This window comes from Streptomyces sp. NPDC107471, assembly GCF_055582845.1.
This window is the reverse complement of the sequence record NZ_JBVJPC010000012.1, coordinates 1-25,159: the sequence shown is the minus strand read 5'-3', so window position 1 is coordinate 25,159 and position 25,159 is coordinate 1. Positions and strand designations below refer to the sequence as shown.

Annotated in this window: 22 protein-coding genes; 16 read left to right on the top strand and 6 right to left on the bottom strand. The window is 69.5% G+C overall.

The window, feature by feature from the left end; genetic code table 11:
- Positions 1 to 5 precede the first annotated feature (5 nt).
- From ACZ66S_RS33225 to ACZ66S_RS33215, 3 genes are read right to left on the bottom strand one after another with little or no spacing between them, the layout of a single operon-like run.
- Positions 6 to 782 (bottom strand): nucleic acid/nucleotide deaminase domain-containing protein, encoded by a 777-nt coding sequence (locus ACZ66S_RS33225; protein WP_469905283.1) that lies wholly within the window; start codon positions 780 to 782, stop codon positions 6 to 8.
- Between the two features lie 5 nt (positions 783 to 787).
- On the bottom strand, positions 788 to 1,360 hold the full coding sequence (locus ACZ66S_RS33220; protein WP_469905282.1) for an SUKH-4 family immunity protein: 573 nt from the start codon (positions 1,358 to 1,360) through the stop codon (positions 788 to 790).
- A gap of 53 nt (positions 1,361 to 1,413) precedes the next feature.
- Positions 1,414 to 3,153, bottom strand: a complete 1,740-nt coding sequence (locus ACZ66S_RS33215) for a nucleic acid/nucleotide deaminase domain-containing protein (RefSeq protein ID WP_469905281.1) — start codon at positions 3,151 to 3,153, stop codon at positions 1,414 to 1,416.
- A gap of 204 nt (positions 3,154 to 3,357) precedes the next feature.
- Here ACZ66S_RS33215 and ACZ66S_RS33210 point away from each other — a divergent pair, with 204 nt between their 5' ends.
- The 7 genes from ACZ66S_RS33210 to ACZ66S_RS33180 all read left to right on the top strand — a co-directional run bounded on the left by ACZ66S_RS33210 (position 3,358) and on the right by ACZ66S_RS33180 (position 8,575).
- A complete protein-coding gene (locus tag ACZ66S_RS33210) occupies positions 3,358 to 4,080 on the top strand; it encodes a DinB family protein (RefSeq protein WP_469905280.1) in 723 nt (240 codons plus the stop codon).
- A gap of 234 nt (positions 4,081 to 4,314) precedes the next feature.
- Positions 4,315 to 5,037, top strand: a complete 723-nt coding sequence (locus ACZ66S_RS33205; RefSeq protein WP_469905279.1) for a hypothetical protein — start codon at positions 4,315 to 4,317, stop codon at positions 5,035 to 5,037.
- 112 nt (positions 5,038 to 5,149) lie between these two features.
- Positions 5,150 to 5,437, top strand: a complete 288-nt coding sequence (locus tag ACZ66S_RS33200; protein WP_469905278.1) for a hypothetical protein — start codon at positions 5,150 to 5,152, stop codon at positions 5,435 to 5,437.
- A 62-nt stretch (positions 5,438 to 5,499) separates the two neighbouring features.
- Positions 5,500 to 6,723, top strand: a complete 1,224-nt coding sequence (locus ACZ66S_RS33195; RefSeq protein ID WP_469905277.1) for a putative T7SS-secreted protein — start codon at positions 5,500 to 5,502, stop codon at positions 6,721 to 6,723.
- 3 nt (positions 6,724 to 6,726) lie between these two features.
- Positions 6,727 to 7,500 carry a hypothetical protein gene (locus tag ACZ66S_RS33190; RefSeq protein ID WP_469905276.1) on the top strand — a complete coding sequence of 258 codons (774 nt, stop codon included), beginning with the start codon at positions 6,727 to 6,729 and terminating at the stop codon, positions 7,498 to 7,500.
- On the top strand, positions 7,497 to 7,997 hold the full coding sequence (locus tag ACZ66S_RS33185) for a hypothetical protein (protein WP_469905275.1): 501 nt from the start codon (positions 7,497 to 7,499) through the stop codon (positions 7,995 to 7,997). The genes ACZ66S_RS33190 and ACZ66S_RS33185 overlap by 4 nt, the downstream gene beginning before the upstream one ends.
- Positions 7,994 to 8,575, top strand: coding sequence for a hypothetical protein (locus ACZ66S_RS33180; RefSeq protein WP_469905274.1), 582 nt, complete (start codon positions 7,994 to 7,996; stop codon positions 8,573 to 8,575). Before ACZ66S_RS33185 ends, ACZ66S_RS33180 begins: the two co-directional genes overlap by 4 nt.
- A gap of 75 nt (positions 8,576 to 8,650) precedes the next feature.
- Here ACZ66S_RS33180 and eccCa read toward each other — a convergent pair whose 3' ends face one another.
- Complete coding sequence (eccCa, locus tag ACZ66S_RS33175; RefSeq protein WP_469905273.1) at positions 8,651 to 12,589, bottom strand: type VII secretion protein EccCa; 3,939 nt, start codon at positions 12,587 to 12,589, stop codon at positions 8,651 to 8,653.
- Positions 12,590 to 12,850: 261 nt separating this feature from the next.
- Here eccCa and eccD point away from each other — a divergent pair, with 261 nt between their 5' ends.
- From eccD to ACZ66S_RS33145, 6 genes are all read left to right on the top strand, one after another.
- Positions 12,851 to 14,314, top strand: a complete 1,464-nt coding sequence (eccD, locus tag ACZ66S_RS33170) for a type VII secretion integral membrane protein EccD (protein ID WP_469905272.1) — start codon at positions 12,851 to 12,853, stop codon at positions 14,312 to 14,314.
- 266 nt (positions 14,315 to 14,580) lie between these two features.
- Positions 14,581 to 14,868 (top strand): 30S ribosomal protein S15, encoded by a 288-nt coding sequence (gene rpsO, locus ACZ66S_RS33165; RefSeq protein WP_005479656.1) that lies wholly within the window; start codon positions 14,581 to 14,583, stop codon positions 14,866 to 14,868.
- Positions 14,869 to 15,180: 312 nt separating this feature from the next.
- On the top strand, positions 15,181 to 17,403 hold the full coding sequence (locus ACZ66S_RS33160; RefSeq protein WP_469905271.1) for a polyribonucleotide nucleotidyltransferase: 2,223 nt from the start codon (positions 15,181 to 15,183) through the stop codon (positions 17,401 to 17,403).
- Complete coding sequence (locus ACZ66S_RS33155; RefSeq protein ID WP_469905270.1) at positions 17,400 to 18,779, top strand: M16 family metallopeptidase; 1,380 nt, start codon at positions 17,400 to 17,402, stop codon at positions 18,777 to 18,779. The genes ACZ66S_RS33160 and ACZ66S_RS33155 overlap by 4 nt, the downstream gene beginning before the upstream one ends.
- A gap of 44 nt (positions 18,780 to 18,823) precedes the next feature.
- Positions 18,824 to 19,576: a 4-hydroxy-tetrahydrodipicolinate reductase gene (gene dapB, locus ACZ66S_RS33150; protein ID WP_469905269.1), complete on the top strand. Its 753-nt coding sequence runs from the start codon at positions 18,824 to 18,826 to the stop codon at positions 19,574 to 19,576.
- Positions 19,576 to 20,031, top strand: a complete 456-nt coding sequence (locus tag ACZ66S_RS33145; RefSeq protein ID WP_469905268.1) for a hypothetical protein — start codon at positions 19,576 to 19,578, stop codon at positions 20,029 to 20,031. Before dapB ends, ACZ66S_RS33145 begins: the two co-directional genes overlap by 1 nt.
- 68 nt (positions 20,032 to 20,099) lie before the next feature.
- On the opposite strand, the gene ACZ66S_RS33140 is transcribed toward ACZ66S_RS33145, so the two are convergent.
- Together ACZ66S_RS33140 and ACZ66S_RS33135 are read right to left on the bottom strand one after the other, a co-directional pair.
- The gene (locus ACZ66S_RS33140) at positions 20,100 to 20,654 is read right to left on the bottom strand and encodes a phage holin family protein (protein ID WP_469905267.1); all 555 of its coding nucleotides are present in this window, start codon (positions 20,652 to 20,654) and stop codon (positions 20,100 to 20,102) included.
- A gap of 122 nt (positions 20,655 to 20,776) precedes the next feature.
- Positions 20,777 to 21,016 carry a hypothetical protein gene (locus tag ACZ66S_RS33135; protein ID WP_469905432.1) on the bottom strand — a complete coding sequence of 80 codons (240 nt, stop codon included), beginning with the start codon at positions 21,014 to 21,016 and terminating at the stop codon, positions 20,777 to 20,779.
- A 190-nt stretch (positions 21,017 to 21,206) separates the two neighbouring features.
- On the opposite strand from ACZ66S_RS33135, the gene thyX reads away from it, so the two are divergent.
- The 3 genes from thyX (at position 21,207) to ACZ66S_RS33120 (ending at position 24,896) form a co-directional block, all read left to right on the top strand.
- On the top strand, positions 21,207 to 21,947 hold the full coding sequence (thyX, locus tag ACZ66S_RS33130) for an FAD-dependent thymidylate synthase (RefSeq protein ID WP_469905266.1): 741 nt from the start codon (positions 21,207 to 21,209) through the stop codon (positions 21,945 to 21,947).
- 211 nt (positions 21,948 to 22,158) lie between these two features.
- Positions 22,159 to 23,058, top strand: a complete 900-nt coding sequence (dapA, locus tag ACZ66S_RS33125) for a 4-hydroxy-tetrahydrodipicolinate synthase (protein ID WP_469905265.1) — start codon at positions 22,159 to 22,161, stop codon at positions 23,056 to 23,058.
- Positions 23,059 to 23,210: 152 nt separating this feature from the next.
- Entirely contained in the window at positions 23,211 to 24,896 is a 1,686-nt protein-coding gene (locus ACZ66S_RS33120; protein ID WP_469905264.1) for a ribonuclease J, read from the top strand.
- Positions 24,897 to 25,159 lie beyond the last annotated feature (263 nt).

Here is a 25,159-nt window from a genome sequence, read left to right as displayed (position 1 = left end):
CCCCTCTACTGCGGCTGCTGGGCCGCTGCCTCACGCAGTTGCCGGATGCCCTCCGCGCGGGACTCGGCCGTCTCCCCGTAGGGGAAGTTGTGGGTCAGTCGCGCTTCGGGAAAGACCTGCCCGAGCCACAGCGAGCAGTAGTGTCCCGGCATGAAGCAGGCCTCCAACTCGGTGTGGACGCGCAGCACTTGCTCCGGCTGCACACCCGCGGCCCGCAACCGGGCCCACAGCCGCTCCTCCGGGTGGACGCCGATGTCGCCGGCCTGCGTGACGATCTGCTTCTCGCCCCGGTCGTTCACGATCTCGAAGGCGGTGAACCACTCCGCGCTCGCGGTGTCCCGGATGTCGTCGAGGACGAGGGGCCACCAGTGCTCCCGCCCCTCGAACGCCCGTGGGTCCAGGGTCCGCAACCGCTGCTCCAGCTCCGCGTACGCGGCGGCGGCCGCCTGCGGCTCGTCGGTACCGAGGATCGCGCCCAGCGCCTGGTCGAGCGCTGTGAGCGACTGGGCGAAGGCCTCCGGCGTCGCGTTCACGAACCGCGAGTCCTCGGTCCAGTCCAGCAGCACCGCGCGTACGACGCCGTCCTGGTTGGCGCAGAGTTCGAACCCGCGGTCCGACCCGAACCGCGTCCACTCCCGGCACTCCTCCAGCACGACCGTACGCCCGACGGACCGGGCGAACTCCTCCAGCGGAACGGGGTCGGACTCGGCGGTGGCGAAATACGGGCCGACGGTCAGCGGGAGAGCGATGTCCCCGATGCGTCGCATATCGCTGTCATTCATCGCCATTACCTCGCCTCGGGCTCGGCGACATACTCCAGGATGTCGTGCCAGCGGGAATTGCTCACGTCGAGAGCGGCCGGGTCGATTTCCCGCATCCGCTCGGTGAGGCGGGCCGCCGCGCTTTCCGGGTCGATATCGTCGAGTTCCGACTCGAAGTCGTAGTTCGGGCGCTCCTTCTCCAGCAGATAGAGAAAGTGGGCGAAGGAGGGGAGATCCTTGTTGAGCGGGTAGATCTCGGATTCTTCGCCCGGAAGGCAGTACACGACTCCGGAGACCCCGTCGAGGGCGATGTCGTCATAGGGCACCATGCCCAGCAGAAGCCAGCCCTCGGCACCTTCGGGCAGGTCCGTCCACCGCTCGCGGAGGTCTTCGTAGGCGTCGCCGAGTGTCCTGACCTGCTCCGGAGAGCCGTCCACGAGGTCGAACCAGGGATTCGGGCGGGCCGGGATGCCGACATTGCGAAGAAAGTCCGCACTCGGTTCGTGCCGGATGCCTGCCACCGTCGCCGCGGAAAAGGTGGTGAGCTCCTCCGGATCGAACTCGGATTCCAGGGTCTCCCGGTCGATGGGGGACGTCATCTCGTGACCTGCCTGCCTTGCGAATGATCGGAGTGCCCGATGCTAGCATGTGCCTATTTGTGCCGGTTCGCCTTGAGGCGGTCCAGGTAATCCATCATTTCCGCGTTGCCCTGGGCTCTGGATTCCTTCGTGTTCCCGTAATCGATGCTGTGCGTGACGTCGACGTGGGAAAGTCTTTCCTTCATCCATGCGCTGCAGTTCGGCGCGGACGAACAAGGAGCCCTTTCCGTGTACAGCTCGGTCATGCGGCCACCGGCGCCGTCCCGGAGGACCGGGAACCCGATCATGCGCTCGGAGTGACGGAATCCCGAACTGCGGGCGACCATGATGAAGTTGCCGTCGTCCTTCTTGGCGCTGTCGAACCGGGCGGCGGCGTAGTTGTTGCTCTCGAACTTGTCCTGCCCGTTGACCTGCTTGTGGTTGCCGTAGCTCTTGTCCGAGTGCCGGGCGAGCTGCACGGCCTGGGACAGGGGCGTGCTCCCGAGATCCACCTGTTCGGAGTTGCTGAGGGGACGCGGCCGCTGCTTGCCGTGGAGCTTGAGGTTCGGCTCGCCCGGCAGCGGCCGGCCCGCGTTGTCGCCGGTGAGATTGAGGCCGATGCGGTCCCGGTCGTCCTGGGTCAGCTTGTCGGTGCCGCCGTCCGTCCGCAGCCTCTTGAGCGTGCCGTCGTCGCCCATGAGGTACATCGGCGTCTTGCCGTCGTTGCCCTTCTGGAGCTGCTTCAGGGACAGGGCGGTCTCGTCGTCGTTGTCCTTGTGACGCTTGGCCATCTTGCTCAGGCCGCTGGTCATGCTCTCGTCGAGGTGGGACGCGGAGCGCTTGACGCCCTTCCCGATCCCCTCCATGAGCTCGTCGACCATGGGGTCGAGCAGATTGGTGAGCGGATCCTTGCCCCGGGCGCGGCCGTGCGAGGACTTGGCGCGGGTCAGCTTGCTGCCGGCCCCGTCGCGGATCTTGCCGCCCGCGCTCTTGAGCCCGTTGCCGGCGCGGTCGTAGGACTCCAGGTCCATGCTGAACTGTCCGCCACCGCCACCGCTGCCGGACCCGCTGCTGGACCCGCCGTCCCCGCCCGCACCGGCCAGTTGCATGGACCCGCCCGAGCTTCCGCCCGCGCTGGCCAGTTGCATGCCCCCGCCCGACTTGAGGTTGTCGACGCCCTCGTCCAGGCCCTCCCGGCCCGCCCTCGCGGTCTGGCCGAGGTCGACGCCGTTCTGCGTCCCCAGGGCGTTGCCGCCCAGTTGCAGGACCAGGTCGCCCGCCATGGCGCCGAGGGCCTCGAATATCGGACCCGTCGCGACCTCGATGATCCGCGAGGCGATCTCCTCGCACACCTCCTGGAAGATGCGCTTCACCGCGAGGCGGGTGACCTGCGTCCCCGCGATGCCGCCCAGTGTCGACAGACCCAGGGTGAGCGGGGCGGCCGCGATGGCCGCCGCGATCTCCGCCGCCAGGATGCCGAGTTGGGCGATCGCCGCGATCTTCGCGCCCTCGATCAGCACGGCGACCGCGTCCAGCGCGGTGGCCGCCACCCGGCCCGCTTCGGCGAGGTTGGTCAGATGCTTGCCCTTGACCAGGTCCCAGTGCTTCTCCAGCGCCTGGATCGCGAGGCCCTCGTTGCCACCGATGAGATCGGTGATCGCCAGGTGCGCGTCCGCGGCACCGTCGTCGATGTCGTCGGCGAACTCCCGCATGGCCTGGGCCATGTCGCGGTAGTCGTCCTCGTCGACGTTGGGCCAACTGATGCCTATCAGGTCCAGGGCCGCATCCAGCTCGCTCGGCAGGACTACACCCACAAGGACCCCCGTTCGAAAGTTAGTTGGGGCAACGTAACTTTGATCGGATCATGGGGACAAGTTCACACCGCGTCACATGACCTGTTCTGAGGCTCAGTTGGCGCAGAGTTTTCCGAACGGAACCCGCGGGTGCATAAATCCGTCGCGCTCCGTGCGGGCGGCCGGTTAGCCTCCGCCCGGACGGGACCGTGAGGGGAGCCGGGCATGGAGACGGGACGCGTACGGACCGACCGACTGGGCGTACTGCTCGACCAGTTCGACTGTGTGCGCGAGCGGGCGCAGATACGCCTGGAGGGGCTCGGCGACGAGGAGTACCTCTGGGAACCGGTGCCCGGCTGCTGGTCGATCCGGCGCCGCGGCGAGGCGGTGACCCCGCGGGCGTACGGCCCCGGCGAGTGGCTGCTGGACCAGGGTGCCCCCGACATCCCCTCGGGCGAGTACGCCGAGGTCGCCCGGCAGGCCGCCGACGGCATGAGCGTCGCCAAGATCGCCGAGGACTGGAGCGTGAGCGTCGAACGCGTCGAGGAGGTCCTCGCCCACACCGGCCCGGTCGAACCCGACGTCACCCCGGTCACGACCATCGCCTGGCGGCTGGGCCACCTGCACTCCTGCTTCGCGGGCGAGTACGAGTGGACCTTCGGCGCACACCGCACCGACCCCAAGCAGTTGGTCGACTTCACCCCCTCCGCCGCCCTCGCCCTCGACCGCCTCTGGGCCCTACTCGACCGCTGGCGCGCGGAGGTCGGCAAGGTGACGGAGGAACAGCTCGACACGATCGGCTTCTCCCAGTACCCGTACGGCTCCGCCCCCGACGAGCCGTACATCTCCGTGCTGTGGGGGTCCAACCTCGAACTGATCCACCACATGGCGGAGATCGCACTGCTGCGGGATCTCTGGACGGCCCGCTCCACCCGGACCACGCTGTGACGTCGTAGAGCCACCGAACGACGGCGGGCCCGGTACGCGCAGGCCGCTGAGCGACGGCCGGCTCCGTACCGGCCCCCTTCGCGGCCGGAAAGGCAGGGCTCCCGGGGACATCTCGTGAACGTCCTGTGGATGATTCGGCCACCGATCGTCCGGCCCCGACCGCCCCGCGACAGCTCCGGCCGACCTTTGGCAGTCTGTCGACCGTCCTCGTTCCTCGCATCGACACGGGCGGTCATGAACCACGGCAAGCAGACACGGGCCCCGCAGCCCCCGCCGCGATCCTCCGCCCCGGCGGAGACCATGATCGAGGTCCCGAACAAGGGGCTGCACAGGTACGCCGAGGTCGCGGCGGGGGAGTGCGCGGCCACCGTCCGGCAGAGCGGCCCCGGCACGAAGGGCGAACCGCTCGCGTACGTCCACGTGCCTCGCGACGCCCCCAAGGGCGGAAGCCGGGCCCGCCCGCCCTTCACCGTGAGCGGCCCGGACGCCGAGCCGCTCTGCTCGGTCCGGCCCAGCGGCCGAGGCACGTACGAGGTGTACGGCGCCGACGGTGGCCCGATCGGCCGGATCACCCGACGTGGCGGACGCGTCCTGCCCTGGCCGCGCCGCGTGCGGTGGAGCGTGCAGCCCGCCGACGGAGGCGCGTCCGCGGACGGAGTGGTCGGCACCCGCACGGCGTGGACGGTGTTCGTCCTGATCTCCCCCCTGTACTTCATGTGCTGGGCGGTCATGGCTGCGCAGGGAGCGATCTGGCTGCTGCTCGGGGAGAAGGGCGAGGCCAGGAAGGAAGCCGCGTGGGAGATGGAGCCTCCGACGTGGACGCGATGGTGTGCGACCGGCGAACAGGACGTCGTCGTCGAGTACCGGACCGGCCGCGTCTACCGTCTCACCGCGTCACGGCTGGACCCCCGGTTGGCCTGGGCCCAGGCCGTGCTGCACGTCTGGGACCGGGCGTAAACATGGACAAGTCGCAAATTGGCGGCAGCGAACATCCCCCGGTGTCCCGGGACTTGGTGCTCCGATAATCTGAGCGACGCTGACTGGATCACGACTACGGGGAGACACGGGGATGGCGGACTTCCAGATCGATGTCGATCGCATGAAGACCCTGATCAACAGGCTGGACCAGGTCGACGACCGCATGCGGGGCGCCCAGCAGCGGCTGAACAAGGTGGGCCCGAAGGGCCTCGGCACCGACGGTCTCGACAACGCCTGTGACGACTTCCAGGACGCCTGGGGCGACGGCATCAAGCGGATCGCCGACGCCTCCAAGACCCTGCACGAGGGGCTGCAGAAGACGGTCGAGATGTACCAGACGACCGAGCAGGAACTGCAGAAGGGCTTCAGCCAGAAGTAGTCCCGGCCGCCGCCGCACCGACGACTCGCACACAAGCAACCGCAAGCAACGGGGAGAAGACGATGGGGATGTTCGACGATCCCAACTGGCCAGGTCTGACGTTCAACCCGGCCAAGGGCGACCTGCACACGATCGAGTCGCTGGCGTACGACGTCAAGACGGTCGGCGACGAGCTCGACGAGATGCGCGAGATGCTCGTGAGCATCGGCAGGACCGACGGTGTGTGGGACGGCGAGGCCGCCAAGAAGTTCCAGGCGAAGGTCGGCGAGCTGCCCAAGTACCTCCAGCAGGGCCACGAGTCGATGGCGGCCTGCTCCAAGGCGCTGCGCGGCTGGCACGACGAGCTGCAGACCATGCAGCGCCAGGCCAAGAACCTGGAGGAGCGCGCGGTCGAGGCCCGCAAGCGGCTCGACCAGAAGAACGCCGACGTCGACCGGGTCAACGTCAAGATCGAGGGCGCGCAGTTCCAGCAGCTCACCGAGCAGCAGGCCAAGGCCCTGTCGGAGGAGGCCAACTCCGCCTCGCAGGCCGCCCAGGACGCCGCCACCGACCTCAAGATCCTCATCCAGGACGGCGAGGCACTGCGCAAGTACTGGGAGGAACAGTCCTCCAGGGCCGAGCACGCCATCCGTGAGGCCGCGAACAACCGACCGCCGGACATCAGCATCTGGGAGTCGATCGGCGACGGCCTCAAGGCCGCCTGGGACGGCTTCACCGACTTCCTCGCCGACAACGCGGACCTGTTCTCCAAGATCGGTTCCGTGCTGTCCATCCTCTCCCTGGCCACCATGGCCATCCCGCCCGTGGGAGCGATCCTCGGCGGGCTCGCCATCGGGGCCAGCGCCCTCGCGCTCGCCGGTTACGGCGTCAAGACGGCCCGGGGCGAGAAGGTCGGCGTGATGGACTGGGTCGGCGCCGGACTCGGTGTGCTGCCCGGCATCGGAGCGGTCAAGGGCATCACCGCGGGAGCCAAGGCGGCCAGGGCCGCGGCGACCGGAGAGCGGCTGGCCGGTGTCTTCTCCCACGCCGACGAGATGGCGACCTCGGTCAACATGGCCCGCGGCATGGCCGACGGCCTCATGTACAAGGGCCTCGCGCGCGCGGGCAAGGCGATGGGCCTCACCGACGAGGCCGTGGACGTCGGCAGCGGACTGATGCGCGGCACCATGGGCGGCATCAAGGGCGTGGGCCTGGCCTTCGGTCTCATCTCGGGCGGCGGCTCGGAGACCAAGGCGGCCCCCGCGCCGTCCAGCAACGCGTTCATGTCTGCGGCGGGAGCGGCGTAACCGATGAACAGCATGATTCCCGGCGACGTCTCGGCCGGTTCCGCGGCCGTCACCACCGAGCGCCTCACCTTCCGGGTACCGCCCGCCTTCTTCGAACTCCCGGTCTACGAGAGCGAGGAGCAGGTCGGCGAGGCGCTGATGGAGCTGGCCCAGGACATCTATCCGCAGGGCACCCCCGAGCTCTGGTACCAGTACGCGGCGACCCAACTGCCCGTGGTCGCCCAGATGATGGACGCCGGAGTCAGCTACGCCGGTTTCTGTCTGCTCGACCTCGACGGACGGCGCAGCACGGCGACCGTGACGGCCGCCCTGCTGGAGTCCGTGCCGGACGGCCGGAAGATGACCGCGTCGAGCGTGGCCGCGGAGCTCGCGGGCCTCAGCGGGGACCAGGCCCAGGTCGAGACGGTGTGGCTCACGGCGGGCGAGGCGGTGGTCCGGTTCACCGCGGACGTCACCACCCTTCCGGGGGACGTCACCGACTCCGGCCGCCCCGAGGACGTGGAGGTCGGGAAGATCGCCGTCTTCCTGCCGCTGCGCAAGGACGCGGAGATGGTGCTGTTCGAACTCAGCACTCCGTGCATGCAGGACTGGGACCTGTACTCCGACCTCTTCTTCAGCATCGTGAACACCATCGAGCTGAACGACCCCGGCAGGCCCGCCGAGACGCCTGAGCCGCGGCAGCCGCAGGACGACGTGCCGTCCGGTGGCCCGGCGGATCCGTCGGCCGGCGCCCAAGTCCCCCTCCAGGCACAGTCCGTGCGAGACGTGTTCGGATGAACAGCGCCGACGGCACCGTCCCCGCCGAGGCCCTCGACCTGTTGCAGGTCAGGGCCGCGCAGATGGCGACGGTGCCGGGCCTGACCGAGAAGGCGCGGACGATCGGTGCCGGCCTGGGCATCGACTATCTCGCCGACGCGCAGGTCGCGGCGATGCTCCAACGCCACCGCCGGCTGCTGGGCGGGATGAACGCCCGCGGGGCGTGGGGCGGTCTGCTGCTCGTCCCCGGGGCGGTCGGCGCCTGGTTCCTGATCGACACCGCCGACCGGTCCGCCTCCACCCCGGTGGTCGACGTGATCCTCTGGACGCCGGTGGTGCTCCTCCTCGCGCTCAGCGTGTACCTGCTGGCCCGGGCGTTCCGGCTCCGCCGCCTCTGGCTGCGCGGCGGGACCCGCGACCAGGTCAACGGGTACCTTCAGGTCTTGTCGGCGGCGGGACTCCCGCATCACGGACTGCCTGGCTGGTTGAGGCCGGCCACTGGAAAGAGATGGCGATGACGACTGTATTTGGCGTGCACGCGCAGGCCGACCAGGGCACCACGGCCCTCAACCTCCAGAGTGTCATCAAGGTGCGCGGCGGACACCCCGTCCACGTCGCACGAGGCTCCTCGAACGACAGCACACCGCACGGCCTCGCCACCGACTTCACCCTCTACGAGGACCAGGCGGGCCAGAAGCCGCTGTGCACCGTGGCCCGACGGGGCCAGGGCGACGCGCTGACGGTGACGGCACCCGACGGCTCCGTCCTCGCCCTGCTCCACCCGCCCGCCGGCGGACGCCGGTACGAGATCGAACTCCCCGACGGCACCAGGCTGGTCGGACGAGCCGGCACCGTGAGCGCGTGGGCCGTGTACGTCGTCCTCTTCCCGCTGACGCTGCTCTACAACGCGGCGAGCCTCATCGGCGGATACGGCATCGACTGGCACCTCCCGTCGCGCACGGCCTGGCGCTCCGGCGGCCTCGGCCCCGCGCCGCTGAAGTTCTACGGCATCACCGACAAGTACAAGCTCCGCTCCTCCCGGCTCGACCCCCGCGTGGCCTACGCCCAGGCGGTCCTGCACTTCTGGTCCACCTGACCGCACGGCACGCGTACGGCGAGGGCGGCACCCTTTCCGGGTGCCGCCCTCGCCGTATCCCCATGGACGATCCGCTCAGCTCTCCGGCAGGTACCCCGTCTGCACGAGCTGCCCGCTCGACCGGCGGGAGATGAACTGGCCGCGGCCCTGCGGCTGCGGAGTGGCCTTGATGTTGTTGAACACCGGGCCCTCCGACGGGTCGCCGGACAGCACGATGCCCTGCGCGCCGAGCTCCTTGATCCGGGTGAGCACCGGCTCGAAGGACGAGCGCGAGGCGCCCGAGGTGCTGCGGGCCAGGATGATGCGCAGACCCAGGTCACGCGCGAACGGCAGGTACTCCAGGAGCACCGACATCGGGTTGCCCATCGACGTGGCGACGAGGTCGTAGTCGTCGACGAAGATGAACGCGTCGGGCTCGCTGTACCAGGACCGGTTGCGGAGCTGGTCCGGCGTCACGTCCGGGCCCGGCATACGGCGGCTCATCGAACCGGCCAGCGACTCCATGACCTCCTGGAGCTGCGGACCCGAGGCGCAGTACTTGTACATGTGGCTCTCCGGCACCTGGCCGAGCAGCGCGCGCCGGAAGTCCGAGACCACGAACAGCGCCTTGTTGGGGGCGTACCGCTCGGAGATCTGCTTGGCCATGAACCGCAGCAGGGAGGACTTGCCGGACTCGCTCTCGCCGTAGATGACGAACAGCGGGTCGGTCTCGAAGTCCACGAAGACCGGCGAGAGGGTGAGCTCGTCGACGCCGACCGCGATGCCGCGGCTGCCGAAGTCGCCGCCGCCGGGCAGCTCGGACGCGGGCAGCAGGGTCGGCAGCATCCGCACCTTCGGGGCCGTCGGCCCCTGCCAGCCGCTGTTGACGCTCTGCACGAGGTTCGCCATGCCGTCGGCGAGGTCCTCCACCTGCGTCGACCCGTCGATCCGGGGGGTGGCGGCCAGGTAGTCCAGCTTCTCCGGGGACAGACCGCGGCCGGGCTTGCCCATCGGCACGTTCTCGGCCCGCTTGCGGTCGAACTCCGACTCCATGGCGTCACCGAGCCGCAGTTCGAGGCGGCTCAGGATCTGGTCGCGCAGCGCCGGCCGCATCTCGGTGTACCGGGTCGCCGTGATGATCAGGTGGACACCGAAGCCGAGACCACGGGTCGCGATGTCCGCGATGACCGGGTCGAGCATCTCGTAGTCGTTCTTGAACGTCCCCCAGCCGTCGATGATGAGGAAGACGTCACCCCACTGCTGGTCGGGGTAGTGCCCCTGGGCGCGGCGGGAGCGGAAGGTGTTCATGGAGTCGATGCTCTTGGAGCGGAAGAACTCCTCGCGGGCGTTGAGGATGCCGTGCACCTCCGCGACCGTACGACGCACCTTCTCCTGGTCCAGGCGCGAGGCGGCGCCGCCCACATGGGCCAGGTTCTCCAGCGCGAGCATGCCGCCGCCGCCGAAGTCGAGCGCGTAGAACTGCACTTCGGCCGGTGTGTGCGTGAGCGCGAACGACGTGATCATCGTGCGCACGAGCGTCGACTTGCCGGACTGCGGACCACCCACGATCAGCGCGTGACCGGCGGAGCCCGACAGGTCCGCGTACATGACGTCACGGCGCTGCTCGAAGGGCTTGTCGACCAGGCCGACCGGGACGATCAGCTTGCTCTGGGCGTGGTAGCCCTCGGCGTGCAGACCGCGCTCCGGGCTGATGTTGAGGGCCGGCAGCACCTGGTCGAGGCTGAACGGCTCGTCCAGCGGCGGCAGCCACACCTGGTGGGCGGGCGGACCCTGGCCGTCCAGGCGGCTGACGATGACGTCGAGGACGGTGTCGGCGAGCGCGTCGTCGATCTGGTTGGGCCGGGTCTCCGGCTCCGGCTCGGCGAGGATGCGCACCGGCACCGGCGCCGCGGTGAACAGCACGGGGGAGCGGTCGATCCGGCCGCCGCCCTGCGCCATCGGCCCGTTCGCCCGGTAGGTGCCCGACACGTACGCGGCCTTGAACTGCACCATCGTCTCGGTGTCGTACTTGAGGATGCCCGCGCCGGGGACGTTCGGCAGGTGGTACGCGTCGGGCACGCCGATCGCCGTACGGGACTCGGCCGCCGAGAAGGTGCGCAGACCGATGCGGTACGACAGGAAGGTGTCGAGGCCGCGCAGCTTGCCCTCCTCAAGGCGCTGCGAGGCGAGCAGCATGTGCACACCCAGCGAACGGCCGATCCGGCCGATCTGGATGAACATCTCGATGAAGTCCGGCTTGGCGGCGAGGAGTTCGCTGAACTCGTCGATGATCAGGACGAGCGAGGGCAGCGGGTCGAGGGCGGCACCGGCGGCGCGGGCCTTCTCGTAGTCGGTGATGTTGGCGTAGTTGCCGGCCGTCCGCAGGAGCTCCTGGCGGCGGGTCAGCTCACCGGTGATGGAGTCGCGCATGCGGTCGACGAGGGTGAGCTCGTCGGCCAGGTTGGTGATGACCGCGGAGACGTGCGGCATGGAGCCCATGCCGGTGAAGGTCGCACCGCCCTTAAAGTCCGCGAGGACGAAGTTCAGGGTCTCGGAGGAGTGCGTGACCGCGAGGCCCAGCACCAGGGTGCGCAGCAGCTCCGACTTGCCGGAACCGGTGGCGCCGACGCACAGGCCGTGCGGGCCCATGCCCTCCTGCGAGGCCTCCTTGATGTCCAGCATGACCGGCTCGCCGTTCTCGCCGAGACCGATCGGCACCCGCAGCCGCTCGTGCAGGGTGCGCGGCCGCCAGGTGCGCGAGACGTCCACGCTCGCCGCGTCACCGATCTGCATGAGGTCGGTGAAGTCCAGGTTCGCCAGCAGCGGTTCGTCCGCGTCGGCGGCACCGAGCCGCAGCGGGGCGAGCTGCCGGGCCAGCGACTCGGCCTGCGCCTGCGACAGCACGTCGGGGACACCGGTGAAGACACCCGTGCCCGCCTCCAGCTCCATGGCCTCGGGCCACACCCGCACCGACAACGAGCCCCGTGCCTCGTCGAGTTCACCGGGCACCACCTCGAGGATGGTCACGCCCTGGAGGCCCTCCGCCGAGGCGAGCACCGAGTCCGCGGGCACCCCGCCGCCGTCGAGGACGACGACCACGTGCGGCTGGTCCAGGACCGGCGAGCCGTCCCGGCTCCAGCGGGGGCGCCCCTCGAGCTGGTGGGCGATCATCTCCTCCAGCTCGCCGAGGTCGTAGCAGAGCAGACGCCGGCTGCCGGCCCCGTCGGACTCCTTGTGCTGCATGTGCGGCAGCCACTTGGTCCACTCCCAGTCCACCGCCGCGCCCGGCGAGGCCACGACCGCGATCACCACGTCCTCGGGCGAGTGCAGCGAGGCGAGTTGACCGACGACCGACCGGGTCTGGCCGTAGACCGTCTCGGCGTCGCCGGAGATCGTCACGTGGTAGAAGGAGCGCAGCCCGATCGCCAGCGGGAGGTCGCCCAGCGTGCCGTAGCTCGCGATGAACTGCTGCATGGCGTGGGCGGTCAGCGGCTCCAGCTCGTCCACCGGCGCGGTGTCGGGGGCGACCAGCGGGGTCGCGAGCTGCTGCGGGCCGAGGCCGATGCGCACCTGCGCGAAGTCCGGGTCCGTGGAACGGCGTTCCCACAGCCGCGAGCCCTCGGCCACCAGCGCCCAGAGCTGCTCCGGCGCCGGGTGCAGGTAGTACTGGGCGTCCCGCTGCTTGTGCACCGTGCGCCGCACCTCGCGACGCTTCTGCGCCAGGTACTTGAGGTAGTCGCGGCGGGCCTCGGCCATCTGACCCGACGGTCCCTTGCGGGCCCGCACTATCTGGGCGACCAGCATGGCGACCGTGGAGGCCATCATCAGCATGCCCATGATCTTCATGAAGCCCTGGGCACCGGGCATGAAGAAGAACGCCGCCGACGAACCCATGCCCAGCATGGGCAGCAGGTTCATCAGCAGGCTGTCGTCCTCGGTACGAGGGAGTTCGGGAGGGGACTCGAGCTTGACCTCCTCACCCGGCACCTCCGGCGGGTAAACCCGCGGCGGGCGCTTGACGATGACAACGCTCACCGATCCACCAGTCCTTCACGCAATAGCAATGTCGAACCGCCCCCGTCGTGACGGCCCCCGTATGTTCGTCGACTTCATGGGGCTTGGCCAACTCATGAGTCGGGCGTTGATCCTACTGTTCTGCGGGGCCGTTGAGCCGATAGGGGATGAGGAGATGCCGCAAGAGGACGGTAGGGTGACGCTCCAAACGATGCGCGGAACGGGTTTCGCCCTGGCAAACCGCGACGAATCACCGAGTACTGGACTAGGGGGAACCGTCAGGTGAGTACGGTTTCAGCAACCGGATTCTGCCGGGTCACGGTGGCGGCACCGAACAGCCGGATCGATGTGGCACTTCCCGAGGACGTGCCGCTCTCTGACGTCTACCCGGAGATCCTGCGGCTGTCGGGACAGACTCCCGAAGAGGCCGCGCCCACCGGGTACAACCTCGTACGCAGGGACGGTTCCGTCCTCGACGACGGCCGCTCGCTCGCCGAACAGCAGATACGCGATGGCGAATTGCTGCTCCTGCGGCCGTTCGCGGACTCGCTGCCGCCCGCCGTCTTCGACGACGTCGTCGACGCCGTGGCCGCCGTCGTCGAGGCCGACCGGCGGAGCTGGAACGACGGCATGATGCGCGTCGTCGGCCTGACCGCGGGCGCGCTGCTGCTGACCATGATGGCGCTGGCCCTGTGGTTCTCCGAGCCGCTGCGTCACGACATGCACGGCCTGCCCGGCGTCATCGCCGGCGTCACCGGAGCCGTCCTCGTCGCGCTCGCCTCGGTACGCGCGCGCGTGTACGACGACCACCACGCGGCCGTCGCCCTCGGACTCGCCTCGCTGCCGCACCTGATGGTCGGCGGCTCCGGCATCATGGCGCTCGACGCGGGCGAGGGCCCCGGACGGCTGAACCTCCTCGTCGGCTTCGCCGTCGTCCTCGTCGCCGCCGTCCTGCTCGTCCTGATGCTGCCGCACAACGACGCGCCCTTCATCGCCGCCGCGTTCGGCGCCGGCATCGGCGTCCTCGCCACCTTCGCCGCGATCGTCTCCGAGGCCGAGCCGCGCGAGACCGCCGCCGTCACCGCCGTCGTCATGATCGCCGTCATCGGCTTCCTGCCCGGCTGGTCCGCCCGCTTCTCCCGGCTGCCCATCGGCTTCCGCTCGCCCGACCAGATCGCCAAGCGCGGCCGGGCCGAGGACCAGCAGGAGCAGGAGCCGGTCGACTACCAGCTCATCACCGACCAGGCCCGCCGCGGTCACGAACTGCTGCTCGGCCTCGTCGGCGGCTGCGCCGTCACCGGGGTCGCCTCCGCCGGTGTGGTGCTCGGCTTCTCCAGCAGCGGCTGGGCCCAGCTCCTGTCGCTCGCGGCCGGCCTCGCCATGCTGATGCGGGCCCGGCTCTTCCTGTACACGTCCCAGGTCGTGACCCTGATGCTGTCGGGCATCGTCACGGTCAGCCTGCTGGTCCTCGGCCTCGCCCTGAACCCGCCGGCCGACATCATCAAGGAACTCGTCTACGACCACAACAGCGCCCCGCTCGACATCCGCACCGTCTGGCTGGCGGCCGCGGTGGCCCTGGGCGCCACGCTCCTGGTGGCCATCGCCCTGATCGTGCCGCGCAAGGGCGTCACCCCGTTCTGGGGCCGGATGCTCGACCTGAGCGAGGGCGCGGTGCTCCTCTCCCTGGTCCCGCTCTGCCTCGCCGTCCTCGACCTGTACGCGGCGGCCCGCGGCATGACGAGCTGACGGCCGACCGTCCCGGACAGCCCCGGCGGCTGTCACCCACCCGGGTGGCAGCCGCCGTGTCGTGGTCATGCGTACGACGTCGGCGGGGGCCGGGGCACTACCGCAGGGCTGATACCCTGGCTGACGGCCGTTTGTGTACGCACCCCCGGAGCTGATCGCCCTGGAGGCCGCGCCCAGCGGATCCCCGCCTCCCGAGTTACGGAAGCTCCCCTGAGAAGTGGACCAGGGGCACTCGGTGGCTACCCAAGAGACTACGAGGAGTACGCGTGTCGCTCGACGCCGCTACGAAGAAGCAGATCATCACCGAGTTCGGTACCAAGGAGGGCGACACCGGCTCCCCCGAGGTCCAGGTCGCGATGCTCTCGCGCCGTATCTCGGACCTGACCGAGCACCTCAAGACCCACAAGCACGACCACCACTCCCGTCGTGGTCTGCTGATCCTGGTCGGTCAGCGCCGTCGCCTTCTCCAGTACCTGGCGAAGAAGGACATCCAGCGCTTCCGTGCGCTGGTCGACCGCCTCGGCATCCGCCGCGGTGCGGCGGGCGCCAAGTAGGACGCCGTGAGGGGAGCGGTTCCCGAAACGATCGGGGGCCGCTCCCTTTGCCGTACGTGCGCACCGTACGTATGGAAACGTGCGCAGTGTCACACCCGCTTTGTAGTGTGGTAGCACAACGCAGTACCACGAGGAGAAGTGCACCTCGCCGCCGCCGGTCCTCGGTAGTGGCCCCCGGGCCTTGCGAACCCGGGTGCTTCGATCGAAGACCGGCCCGCACCAGATGGAGCGCTTCTCCGCGCAGGTCCCCCCGCCACACGGGCGGATCGGGACAAAAGACGAACGCAGACGAAAAGTAACGGAGAGCACCTAGTGGAGAACGAGACCCACTACGCCGAGGCCGTCATCGACAACGGCTCCTTCGGCACCCGCACCATCCGCTTCGAGACGGGCCGCCTCGCCAAGCAGGCCGCCGGCTCCGCCGTGGCGTACCTGGACGACGACACCATGGTGCTGTCGGCCACCACCGCTTCCAAGAACCCCAAGGACCAGCTCGACTTCTTCCCCCTGACGGTGGACGTCGAGGAGCGGATGTACGCCGCCGGCAAGATCCCCGGCAGCTTCTTCCGCCGTGAGGGCCGTCCCTCCGAGGACGCCATCCTCACCTGCCGCCTGATCGACCGCCCGCTGCGCCCCTCCTTCAAGAAGGGCCTGCGCAACGAGATCCAGGTCGTCGCCACCATCATGGCGCTCAACCCGGACCACCTCTACGACGTCGTGGCGATCAACGCCGCCTCCGCGTCCACCCAGCTCGCCGGTCTGCCCTTCTCCGGCCCGATCGGCGGCGTCCGCGTCGCGCTGATCAACGGTCAGTGGGTCGCCTTCCCGACGCACTCCGAGCTCGAGGACGCCGTCTTCGACATGGTCGTCGCGGGCCGCACCCTGGAGGACGGCGACGTCGCGATCATGATGGTCGAGGCCGAGGCCACCGAGAAGACCATCCAGCTCGTCAAGGGCGGCGCCGAGGCCCCGACCGAGGAGGTCGTCGCCGCCGGTCTCGAGGCCGCGAAGCCCTTCATCAAGGTCCTGTGCAAGGCCCAGGCCGACCTCGCCGCCAAGGCCGCCAAGCCCACCGGCGAGTTCCCGATCTTCCTCGACTACCAGGACGACGTCCTGGAGGCGCTCTCCGCCGCTGTCCGCCCGGAGCTCGCCTCCGCGCTGACCATCGCCGGCAAGCAGGAGCGCGAGGCCGAGCTGGACCGCGTCAAGGGTCTGGCCGCCGAGAAGCTCCTCCCGGAGTTCGAGGGCCGCGAGAAGGAGATCTCCGCCGCGTACCGCTCCCTGACCAAGCAGCTCGTCCGCGAGCGCGTGATCAAGGAGAAGAAGCGCATCGACGGCCGCGGCGTCACGGACATCCGTACGCTCGCCGCCGAGGTCGAGGCCATCCCGCGCGTGCACGGCTCCGCGGTGTTCGAGCGTGGCGAGACCCAGATCCTGGGCGTCACCACCCTCAACATGCTCCGCATGGAGCAGCAGCTCGACACCCTCTCCCCGGTGACGCGCAAGCGCTACATGCACAACTACAACTTCCCGCCGTACTCCACCGGCGAGACCGGCCGCGTCGGCTCCCCGAAGCGCCGCGAGATCGGCCACGGCGCCCTCGCCGAGCGCGCTCTCGTCCCGGTCCTGCCGACCCGCGAGGAGTTCCCCTACGCGATCCGCCAGGTCTCCGAGGCGCTGAGCTCCAACGGCTCGACGTCCATGGGCTCGGTCTGCGCCTCCACCATGTCGCTGCTGAACGCCGGTGTGCCCCTGAAGGCCCCCGTCGCCGGTATCGCCATGGGCCTGATCTCCCAGGACATCGACGGCGAGACGCACTACGTCACCCTCACCGACATCCTCGGTGCGGAGGACGCCTTCGGCGACATGGACTTCAAGGTCGCCGGCACCAAGGAGTTCGTCACCGCCCTCCAGCTCGACACCAAGCTGGACGGCATCCCCGCCTCCGTCCTGGCCGCCGCCCTCAAGCAGGCCCGTGACGCCCGCCTCCACATCCTCGACGTGATGATGGAAGCGATCGACACGCCGGACGAGATGTCCCCGAACGCCCCGCGGATCATCACCGTCAAGATCCCCGTGGACAAGATCGGCGAGGTCATCGGCCCCAAGGGCAAGATGATCAACCAGATCCAGGAGGACACCGGCGCCGAGATCACGATCGAGGACGACGGCACCATCTACATCGGTGCCGCCGACGGCCCGGCCGCCGAGGCCGCCCGCACCACGATCAACTCGATCGCCAACCCGACCATGCCGGAGGTCGGCGAGCGCTACCTGGGCACGGTCGTGAAGACGACCACCTTCGGCGCGTTCGTCTCGCTGCTCCCGGGCAAGGACGGTCTGCTGCACATCTCGCAGATCCGCAAGCTGGCCGGCGGCAAGCGCGTCGAGAACGTCGAGGACGTGCTCGGTGTGGGCGCCAAGGTCCAGGTCGAGATCGCCGAGATCGACTCCCGCGGCAAGCTCTCCCTGATCCCCGTGATCGAGGGCGAGGAAGGCTCCTCCGACGAGAAGAAGGACGACGCCGACCAGTGACGTCCCGTGGCTCCAAGGCGACGGCCCGCACCTCCTCGGAGGCGCGGGCCGTCGCCCGTACCCAAACCCTGATCAAGGGTGAGAACGGCATCGGCACCGTCCGCAGGACCACCCTCCCCGGTGGCCTGCGCATCGTCACCGAGACCCTCCCCTCGGTCCGCTCCGCGACCTTCGGCATCTGGGCGCACGTCGGCTCCCGCGACGAGACCCCGTCGCTGAACGGCGCCACGCACTATCTGGAGCACCTCCTCTTCAAGGGCACCGCCAAGCGCAGCGCCCTGGACATCTCCTCCGCGCTCGACGCGGTCGGCGGCGAGATGAACGCGTTCACGGCGAAGGAGTACACGTGCTACTACGCACGCGTGCTCGACGCCGACCTGCCGCTCGCCATCGACGTCGTCTGCGACATGCTCACGGGCTCCCTCATCCGCGAGGAGGACGTCAACGTCGAGCGGGGCGCGATCCTCGAGGAGATCGCGATGACCGAGGACGACCCGGGCGACTGCGTGCACGACCTGTTCGCGCACACCATGTTCGGCGACAACCCCCTCGGCCGCCCGGTCCTCGGCACCGTCGACACCGTCAACGCCCTCACCGCCGACCGCATCCGCCGCTTCTACCGGAAGCACTACGACCCGACGCACCTCGTGGTCGCGGCCGCGGGCAACGTCGACCACGACAAGGTCGTACGACAGGTCCGCGCCGCCTTCGAGAAGGCCGGCGCCCTCTCCAACCCCGACGCCACGCCGATCGCCCCGCGCGACGGCGTGCGCGCCCTGCGCACCGCGGGCCGCGTCGAGCTGCTCGGCCGCAAGACCGAGCAGGCCCACGTCGTCCTCGGCATGCCCGGCCTCGCCCGCACGGACGACCGCCGCTGGGCCCTCGGTGTGCTGAACACCGCCCTCGGCGGCGGCATGTCGTCCCGGCTCTTCCAGGAGGTCAGGGAGAAGCGCGGACTGGCGTACAGCGTGTACTCCTACACCTCCGGCTTCGCCGACTGCGGCCTGTTCGGGGTGTACGCCGGCTGCCGGCCCTCGCAGGTCCACGACGTGCTGAAGATCTGCCGCGACGAGCTCGACCAGGTCGCCGAGCACGGCCTCTCGGACGACGAGATCGGCCGCGCCATCGGGCAGCTCCGGGGCTCCACCGTCCTCGGCCTGGAGGACACCGGCGCGCTGATGAACCGCATCGGCAAGAGCGAGCTGTGCTGGGGCGAGCAGATGTCCGTCGACGACATGCTGAGCCGCATAGCGTCGGTCACCCCGGACGACGTCCGCGCGGTCGCCCGCGAGATCCTGGGGCGGCACCCGTCGCTGTCGGTCATCGGCCCGCTGAAGGACAAGCAGGCGGCCCGACTGCACGAGGCCGTGGCCTAATCCAGCCGGTCCAAGCCGGTCAACTCGCCTAAGGAAGCAAGAAGATGAGCAAGCTGCGCGTGGCGGTCCTCGGAGCCAGGGGCCGGATCGGCGCCGAGGCGGTCAAGGCCGTGGAGGCCGCCGAGGACATGGAGCTGGTGGCCGCCCTCGGCCGGGGCGACAAGCTGGAGACCCTGGCCGAGACCGGCGCCCAGGTCGCCGTCGAACTGACCACACCGGCCTCGGTGATGGCCAACCTCGAGTACTGCGTCGGCCACGGCATCCACGCCGTCGTCGGTACGACGGGCTGGACCGACGAGCGCCTCGCGGAGCTCAAGGGCTGGCTCGCCCAGTCCCCGGAGACGGGTGTGCTCATCGCCCCCAACTTCTCCATCGGGGCCGTCCTCACCATGAAGTTCGCGCAGATCGCCGCGCCCTACTTCGAGTCGGTCGAGGTCGTCGAGCTGCACCACCCGAAGAAGGTCGACGCCCCGTCCGGCACCGCCACGCGCACGGCCCAGCTCATCGCCGAGGCCCGGCGCGCGGCGGGTACCGCCCCGGCGCCGGACGCCACGGAGACAGCCCTGGAGGGAGCGCGCGGCGCCGATGTCGACGGGGTCCCCGTGCACGCCGTCCGCCTGCGCGGACTCCTCGCCCACCAGGAGGTCCTGCTCGGCGGCGAGGGCGAGACCCTGACGGTGCGCCACGACTCGCTGCACCACAGCAGCTTCATGCCCGGCATCCTGCTCGGCGCCCGCCGCGTGGTCACGACACCGGGCCTGACCTTCGGCCTGGAGAACTTCCTGGACCTGGGCTGATGCGCGCCAAGCTGTCCTACCTCCTCACGGCCGCCGTCCTGGTCTTCTACTTCGTCCTGGTCGGCAGCCGCGGCGTGATGCTGATCCAGTCCGGCACCCTCGTCACCGTCACGTTCGGCGTCGCGGTGCTGGTCCTGCCGGTGATCGGCCTGTGGTTCCTGTGGAAGAACACCCAGTTCGTCCGCAGGGCCAACGCGCTCGCCGCCGAGCTCGACGCCGAGGGCGGCCTGCCCGTCGACGAACTCAAGCGCACGCCCGCCGGCCGCATCGACCGGGACTCCGCCGACGAGGTCTTCGCCCGGCGCAAGGCCGAGACCGAGAAGGCCCCCGACGACTGGCGCAGTTGGTTCCGGCTCGCCGTGGCCTACCACGACGCCCGTGACACCCCGCGGGCCCGCAAGGCCATGCAGCGCGCGATAGCGCTGCACGACGGCAGGCCCGTCCAGCAGCTCTGAGGTCCCGGCACGCCGAAGGGGGCCGGTCCTGACACGGACCGGCCCCCTTCTGCGTCTGTCCCTGTCGATCAGCCCTGCGCGTGCTCCGCGGCCCAGGCCTCCACCGCGTCCGCGGCCCGGTCGAACGCCTGGCCGCGCGCGAGGAAGTCCGCGTTGTGCGTGGTCAGCAGCGGCGGCAGGTCCTCCGGCGCACGACCCTGCCGTACGAGGGTCAGGGCCTGGCCCTGGACCGTGCGCGGCAGTCCGAGCCAGCGCACCGGCTGCTGTGCGGTCCGCACAGCGACGACCTGCTCCCAGGGCACCGTGCGAGTCAGCAGGAAGCCGACCCGACGCACCCCGCGGGCGTTCACCCACACCCCCATGCGCAGCAGCCGCAGCGCACCGACGATGACGAGCACCGCGATGCCGAGCACCACCGCGGCCTCGGACGGCGAGTCGGTGAGCGCGATGATCACCGCGGCGAACAGCACGTACGAGGCGAGCAGCAGGAGAATCGCCGCTACACCCACCCGCCACGGACCGGGCCGGTAGGGGCGCCGCCAGTGGTCACGGTCGTCGAACGGCAGCGCGACGTCGTCGGTCGCCTCGAATGCGCGGTCGGCCGTCAGGAAGGGCAGGGGCACGGCGGTTCCTCACTCGGTCCATGCGTGGTCAGTGCCGGTGAGGCTATCCGCCGGGCCCCCCGCGAGCCACCTTCGGGGGCCAATGGGGGTGCGTCCCACGCCATTCGGGGAGCGGGGGAGGGTCAGCGGCCTTGGGACGCCTGCGACTGCTGGGTCTGCGAGGGCGCCTGATCCTGCGACAGCGCCGGCATCCCGAGGACCAGGGATCCCACGAGTCCGGCGACGATGGTGAGCCCTATCAGCCAGCGCCCGGCCATCTCACCGGCGGACGCCCGCTCACGGGGCGGAGGAGTGACATTGCTGCGGAACCTGTCGGCTTCGGCGACAAAGGCGAACGGAACGGGTTCGCGCCGACGCAACAGCATGGGGGTACTTCTCCCTTCAGGGATCGAGTCAGGGATCGAACGAATCGCTGCTGTCTGTACAGACGAGCGGTTGCCGCAAAAGGTGCCCGGTTTCGCCGACTTAACTCGGGCACGACACTGAAAGTCCCGTTTGGCGGCACGTAGAGTGGCGTCGCCACCGAACGAGCTGGGAAGGACCCCCCGAACCGTGACCTCCACCCCCGACGACGATTTCAAGATCGAGCTGCGCGACGACGTCACCGTCGAACTGGTCAAGCACAGCGCGGCCGACTCCGACGTGCTGTTCGCCGCCCGGGTGTCGACCGTCGGAGAGCAGTCCCTGGACGAGCTGAACAAGGACCCGGAGCGCTCCAAGGGCCTGATCAACTACCTCATGCGGGACCGGCACGGCAGCCCCTTCGAGCACAACTCGATGACCTTCTTCATCAGCGCCCCGATCCTCGTCTTCCGCGAGTTCATGCGGCACCGCGTGGGCTGGTCGTACAACGAGGAGTCCGGCCGCTACCGGGAGCTCCAGCCCGTCTTCTACGTCCCCGGCGCCGACCGCAAGCTCGTCCAGCAGGGCCGCCCGGGCAAGTACGTCTTCGTCGAGGGCACGCCGGAGCAGCACGAGTCCGTCGCGCACGCCATGGAGGAGTCGTACCGCCAGGCGTACCGGTCCTACCAGGAGATGCTCGCGCAGGGCGTCGCCCGCGAGGTCGCCCGTTCGGTCCTGCCCGTCGGCCTGTTCTCCTCGATGTACGCCACCTGCAACGCCCGCTCGCTCATGCACTTCCTCGGCCTGCGCACCCAGCACGAAGAGGCGAAGGTGCCGTCCTTCCCTCAGCGGGAGATCGAGATGGTCGGCGAGAAGATGGAGGCGGAGTGGGCGAAGCTCATGCCGCTCACCTACGCCGCCTTCAACGCGAACGGCCGCGTGGCGCCGTAACAGGGGGCTGAGCCCTCGCCGGGCACAGATGTGCGGGTCCACCGCGCGAAGTGTCCGTATTGCGGCATTTAGAGAAGTTCATCTAGCCTGATCAAACGGACCCGGCACTGCTTGAACCCCCGAGCAGGCAGTGCCGGGCTCCGCATTTGTCCGGACTTTCCGCGCCCCCCTAGAGCAGACCCCGCCCTGCGCAACGAGTAGCGTGTTACCCATGGCTCCGACCTCCACTCCGCAGACCCCCTTCGGGCGGGTCCTCACCGCCATGGTCACGCCCTTCACGGCGGACGGCGCACTCGACCTCGACGGCGCACAGCGGCTCGCCACCCACCTGGTGGACGCAGGCAACGACGGCCTGATCATCAACGGCACCACCGGCGAGTCCCCCACCACCAGCGACGCGGAGAAATCGGACCTGGTACGAGCCGTACTGGAGGCGGTCGGCGACCGTGCCCACGTCGTCGCGGGCGTCGGCACCAACGACACCCACCACAGCACCGAGCTGGCCCGGACCGCCGAGAAGGCCGGCGCACACGGCCTCCTGATCGTGACGCCGTACTACAACAAGCCCCCGCAGGAGGGCCTGTACCGGCACTTCAAGGCCGTCGCCGACGCCGCCGAGCTGCCCGTCATGCTCTACGACATCCCCGGCCGCAGCGGCGTCCCGATCAGCACCGAGACGCTGGTCCGGCTCGCCGAGCACCCGCGGATCGTCGCCAACAAGGACGCCAAGGGCGACCTCGGCCGCGCGAGCTGGGCCATCGCCCGCTCCGGCCTCGCCTGGTACTCCGGCGACGACATGCTGAACCTGCCGCTGCTCTCCGTGGGCGCGGTCGGCTTCGTCTCGGTCGTCGGCCATGTGGTCACCCCGGACCTGCGCGCCCTGGTCGAGGCGTTCATCTCGGGCGACGTGCAGAAGGCCACCGAGATCCACCAGAAGCTGCTCCCCGTCTACACGGGCATGTTCCGCACCCAGGGCGTGATGACGACCAAGGCGGCGCTCACCCTGCAGGGACTCCCCGCCGGGCCCCTGCGCGCCCCCATGGTCGAGCTCTCGCCCGAAGAGACCGCGCAGCTCAAGATCGATCTTGCCGCCGGCGGGGTACAGCTCTAGCACCAGACTTCGCGCGCCCGGCGCGCAACGGACTCAACAACTGAATAGGCGGGCCACCGGTGCCCGCACCACAACGACAACTGCTACACGCACGAACGTCACGCGCGCCACGTGCCCCACCGGTACGTGGCGTGCGTGGTGAGGAGAGTCTTTTGAGTCATCCGCATCCTGAACTGGCCCCGCCCCCGCCGCTGCCCGAAGGCGGCCTGCGGGTCACCCCACTCGGCGGTCTCGGCGAGATCGGCCGAAACATGACGGTCTTCGAGTACGGCGGCCGTCTGCTGATCGTCGACTGCGGAGTGCTGTTTCCCGAGGAGGAGCAGCCCGGCATCGACCTGATCCTGCCGGACTTCTCGTCCGTCCGGGACCGCCTCGACGACATCGAGGGCATCGTCCTCACCCATGGCCACGAGGACCACATCGGCGGCGTCCCCTACCTCCTCCGCGAGAAGCCGGACATCCCGCTCATCGGCTCCAAGCTGACCCTCGCGTTCATCGAGGCCAAGCTCCAGGAGCACCGCATCCGGCCGTACACCCTCGAGGTGGCGGAGGGGCACCGTGAGCGCATCGGTCCCTTCGACTGCGAGTTCGTCGCGGTCAACCACTCCATCCCGGACGCCCTGGCCGTCGCCATCCGCACCCCGGCCGGCATGGTCGTGCACACGGGCGACTTCAAGATGGACCAGCTCCCGCTGGACGGCCGTCTCACGGACCTGCACGCCTTCGCGCGGCTGAGCGAGGAGGGCATCGACCTCCTCCTCTCGGACTCGACGAACGCCGAGGTCCCGGGCTTCGTCCCGCCCGAGAAGGACATCTCGAACGTCCTGCGGCAGGTCTTCGCAAGCGCCCGCAAGCGGATCATCGTGGCGAGCTTCGCGAGCCACATCCACCGCATCCAGCAGATCCTGGACGCGGCGCACGAGTACGGCCGCCGGGTCGCCTTCGTCGGCCGCTCGATGGTCCGCAACATGGGCATCGCGCGCGACCTCGGTTATCTGAAGGTCCCGCCCGGCCTGGTGGTCGACGTCAAGACACTCGACGACCTCCCGGACCACGAGGTGGTCCTGGTCTGCACGGGCTCGCAGGGCGAACCGATGGCCGCCCTGTCCCGCATGGCCAACCGCGACCACCAGATCCGGATCGTCCAGGGCGACACCGTCATCCTCGCGTCCTCCCTGATCCCCGGGAACGAGAACGCGGTCTACCGCGTGATCAACGGCCTGACCCGCTGGGGCGCCAACGTCGTCCACAAGGGCAACGCCAAGGTGCACGTCTCGGGCCACGCCTCCGCGGGCGAGCTCCTGTACTTCTACAACATCTGCCGCCCGAAGAACCTGATGCCGGTCCACGGCGAATGGCGCCACCTGCGCGCCAACGCCGAGCTCGGCGCCCTGACCGGCGTCCCGCACGACCGCATCGTCATCGCCGAGGACGGCGTGGTCGTCGACCTCGTCGAGGGCAAGGCGAAGATCTCGGGCAAGGTCCAGGCGGGATACGTCTACGTCGACGGCCTCTCGGTCGGCGATGTCGGCGAGCCGGCGCTCAAGGACCGCAAGATCCTCGGTGACGAGGGCATCATCTCGGTCTTCCTGGTCGTCGACTCGTCCACCGGCAAGATCACGGGTGGCCCGCACATCCAGGCACGCGGCTCCGGCATCGAGGACTCGGCGTTCGCCGACGTGATCCCAAGGATCACCGAGGTCCTGGAGCGCTCCGCGCAGGACGGTGTGGTCGAACCCCACCAGCTCCAGCAACTGGTGCGACGGACCCTCGGCAAGTGGGTCTCCGACACGTATCGCCGCAGGCCGATGATCCTCCCTGTGGTGGTGGAGGTCTGACGGACCGTCGGACATCCGTCCGAGTGAACCAGGAGCGGGGCGCCTCGATTTGCATCGGGGCGCCCCGCTCCAGTACGTTTACGGCTCCGCCCGAGGGGGAACCCGGCAGCTTCATGCTCCGGACCGAGCCTCCAGGGGGCGGGAATTCCGACTCAGAACATCTGATAAAGTCGGAACCGCCGGAAAGGGAAACGCGGAAGCGGGAACCTGGAAAGCACCGAGGAAATCGGAACCGGAAACGGTCTGATAGAGTCGGAAACGCA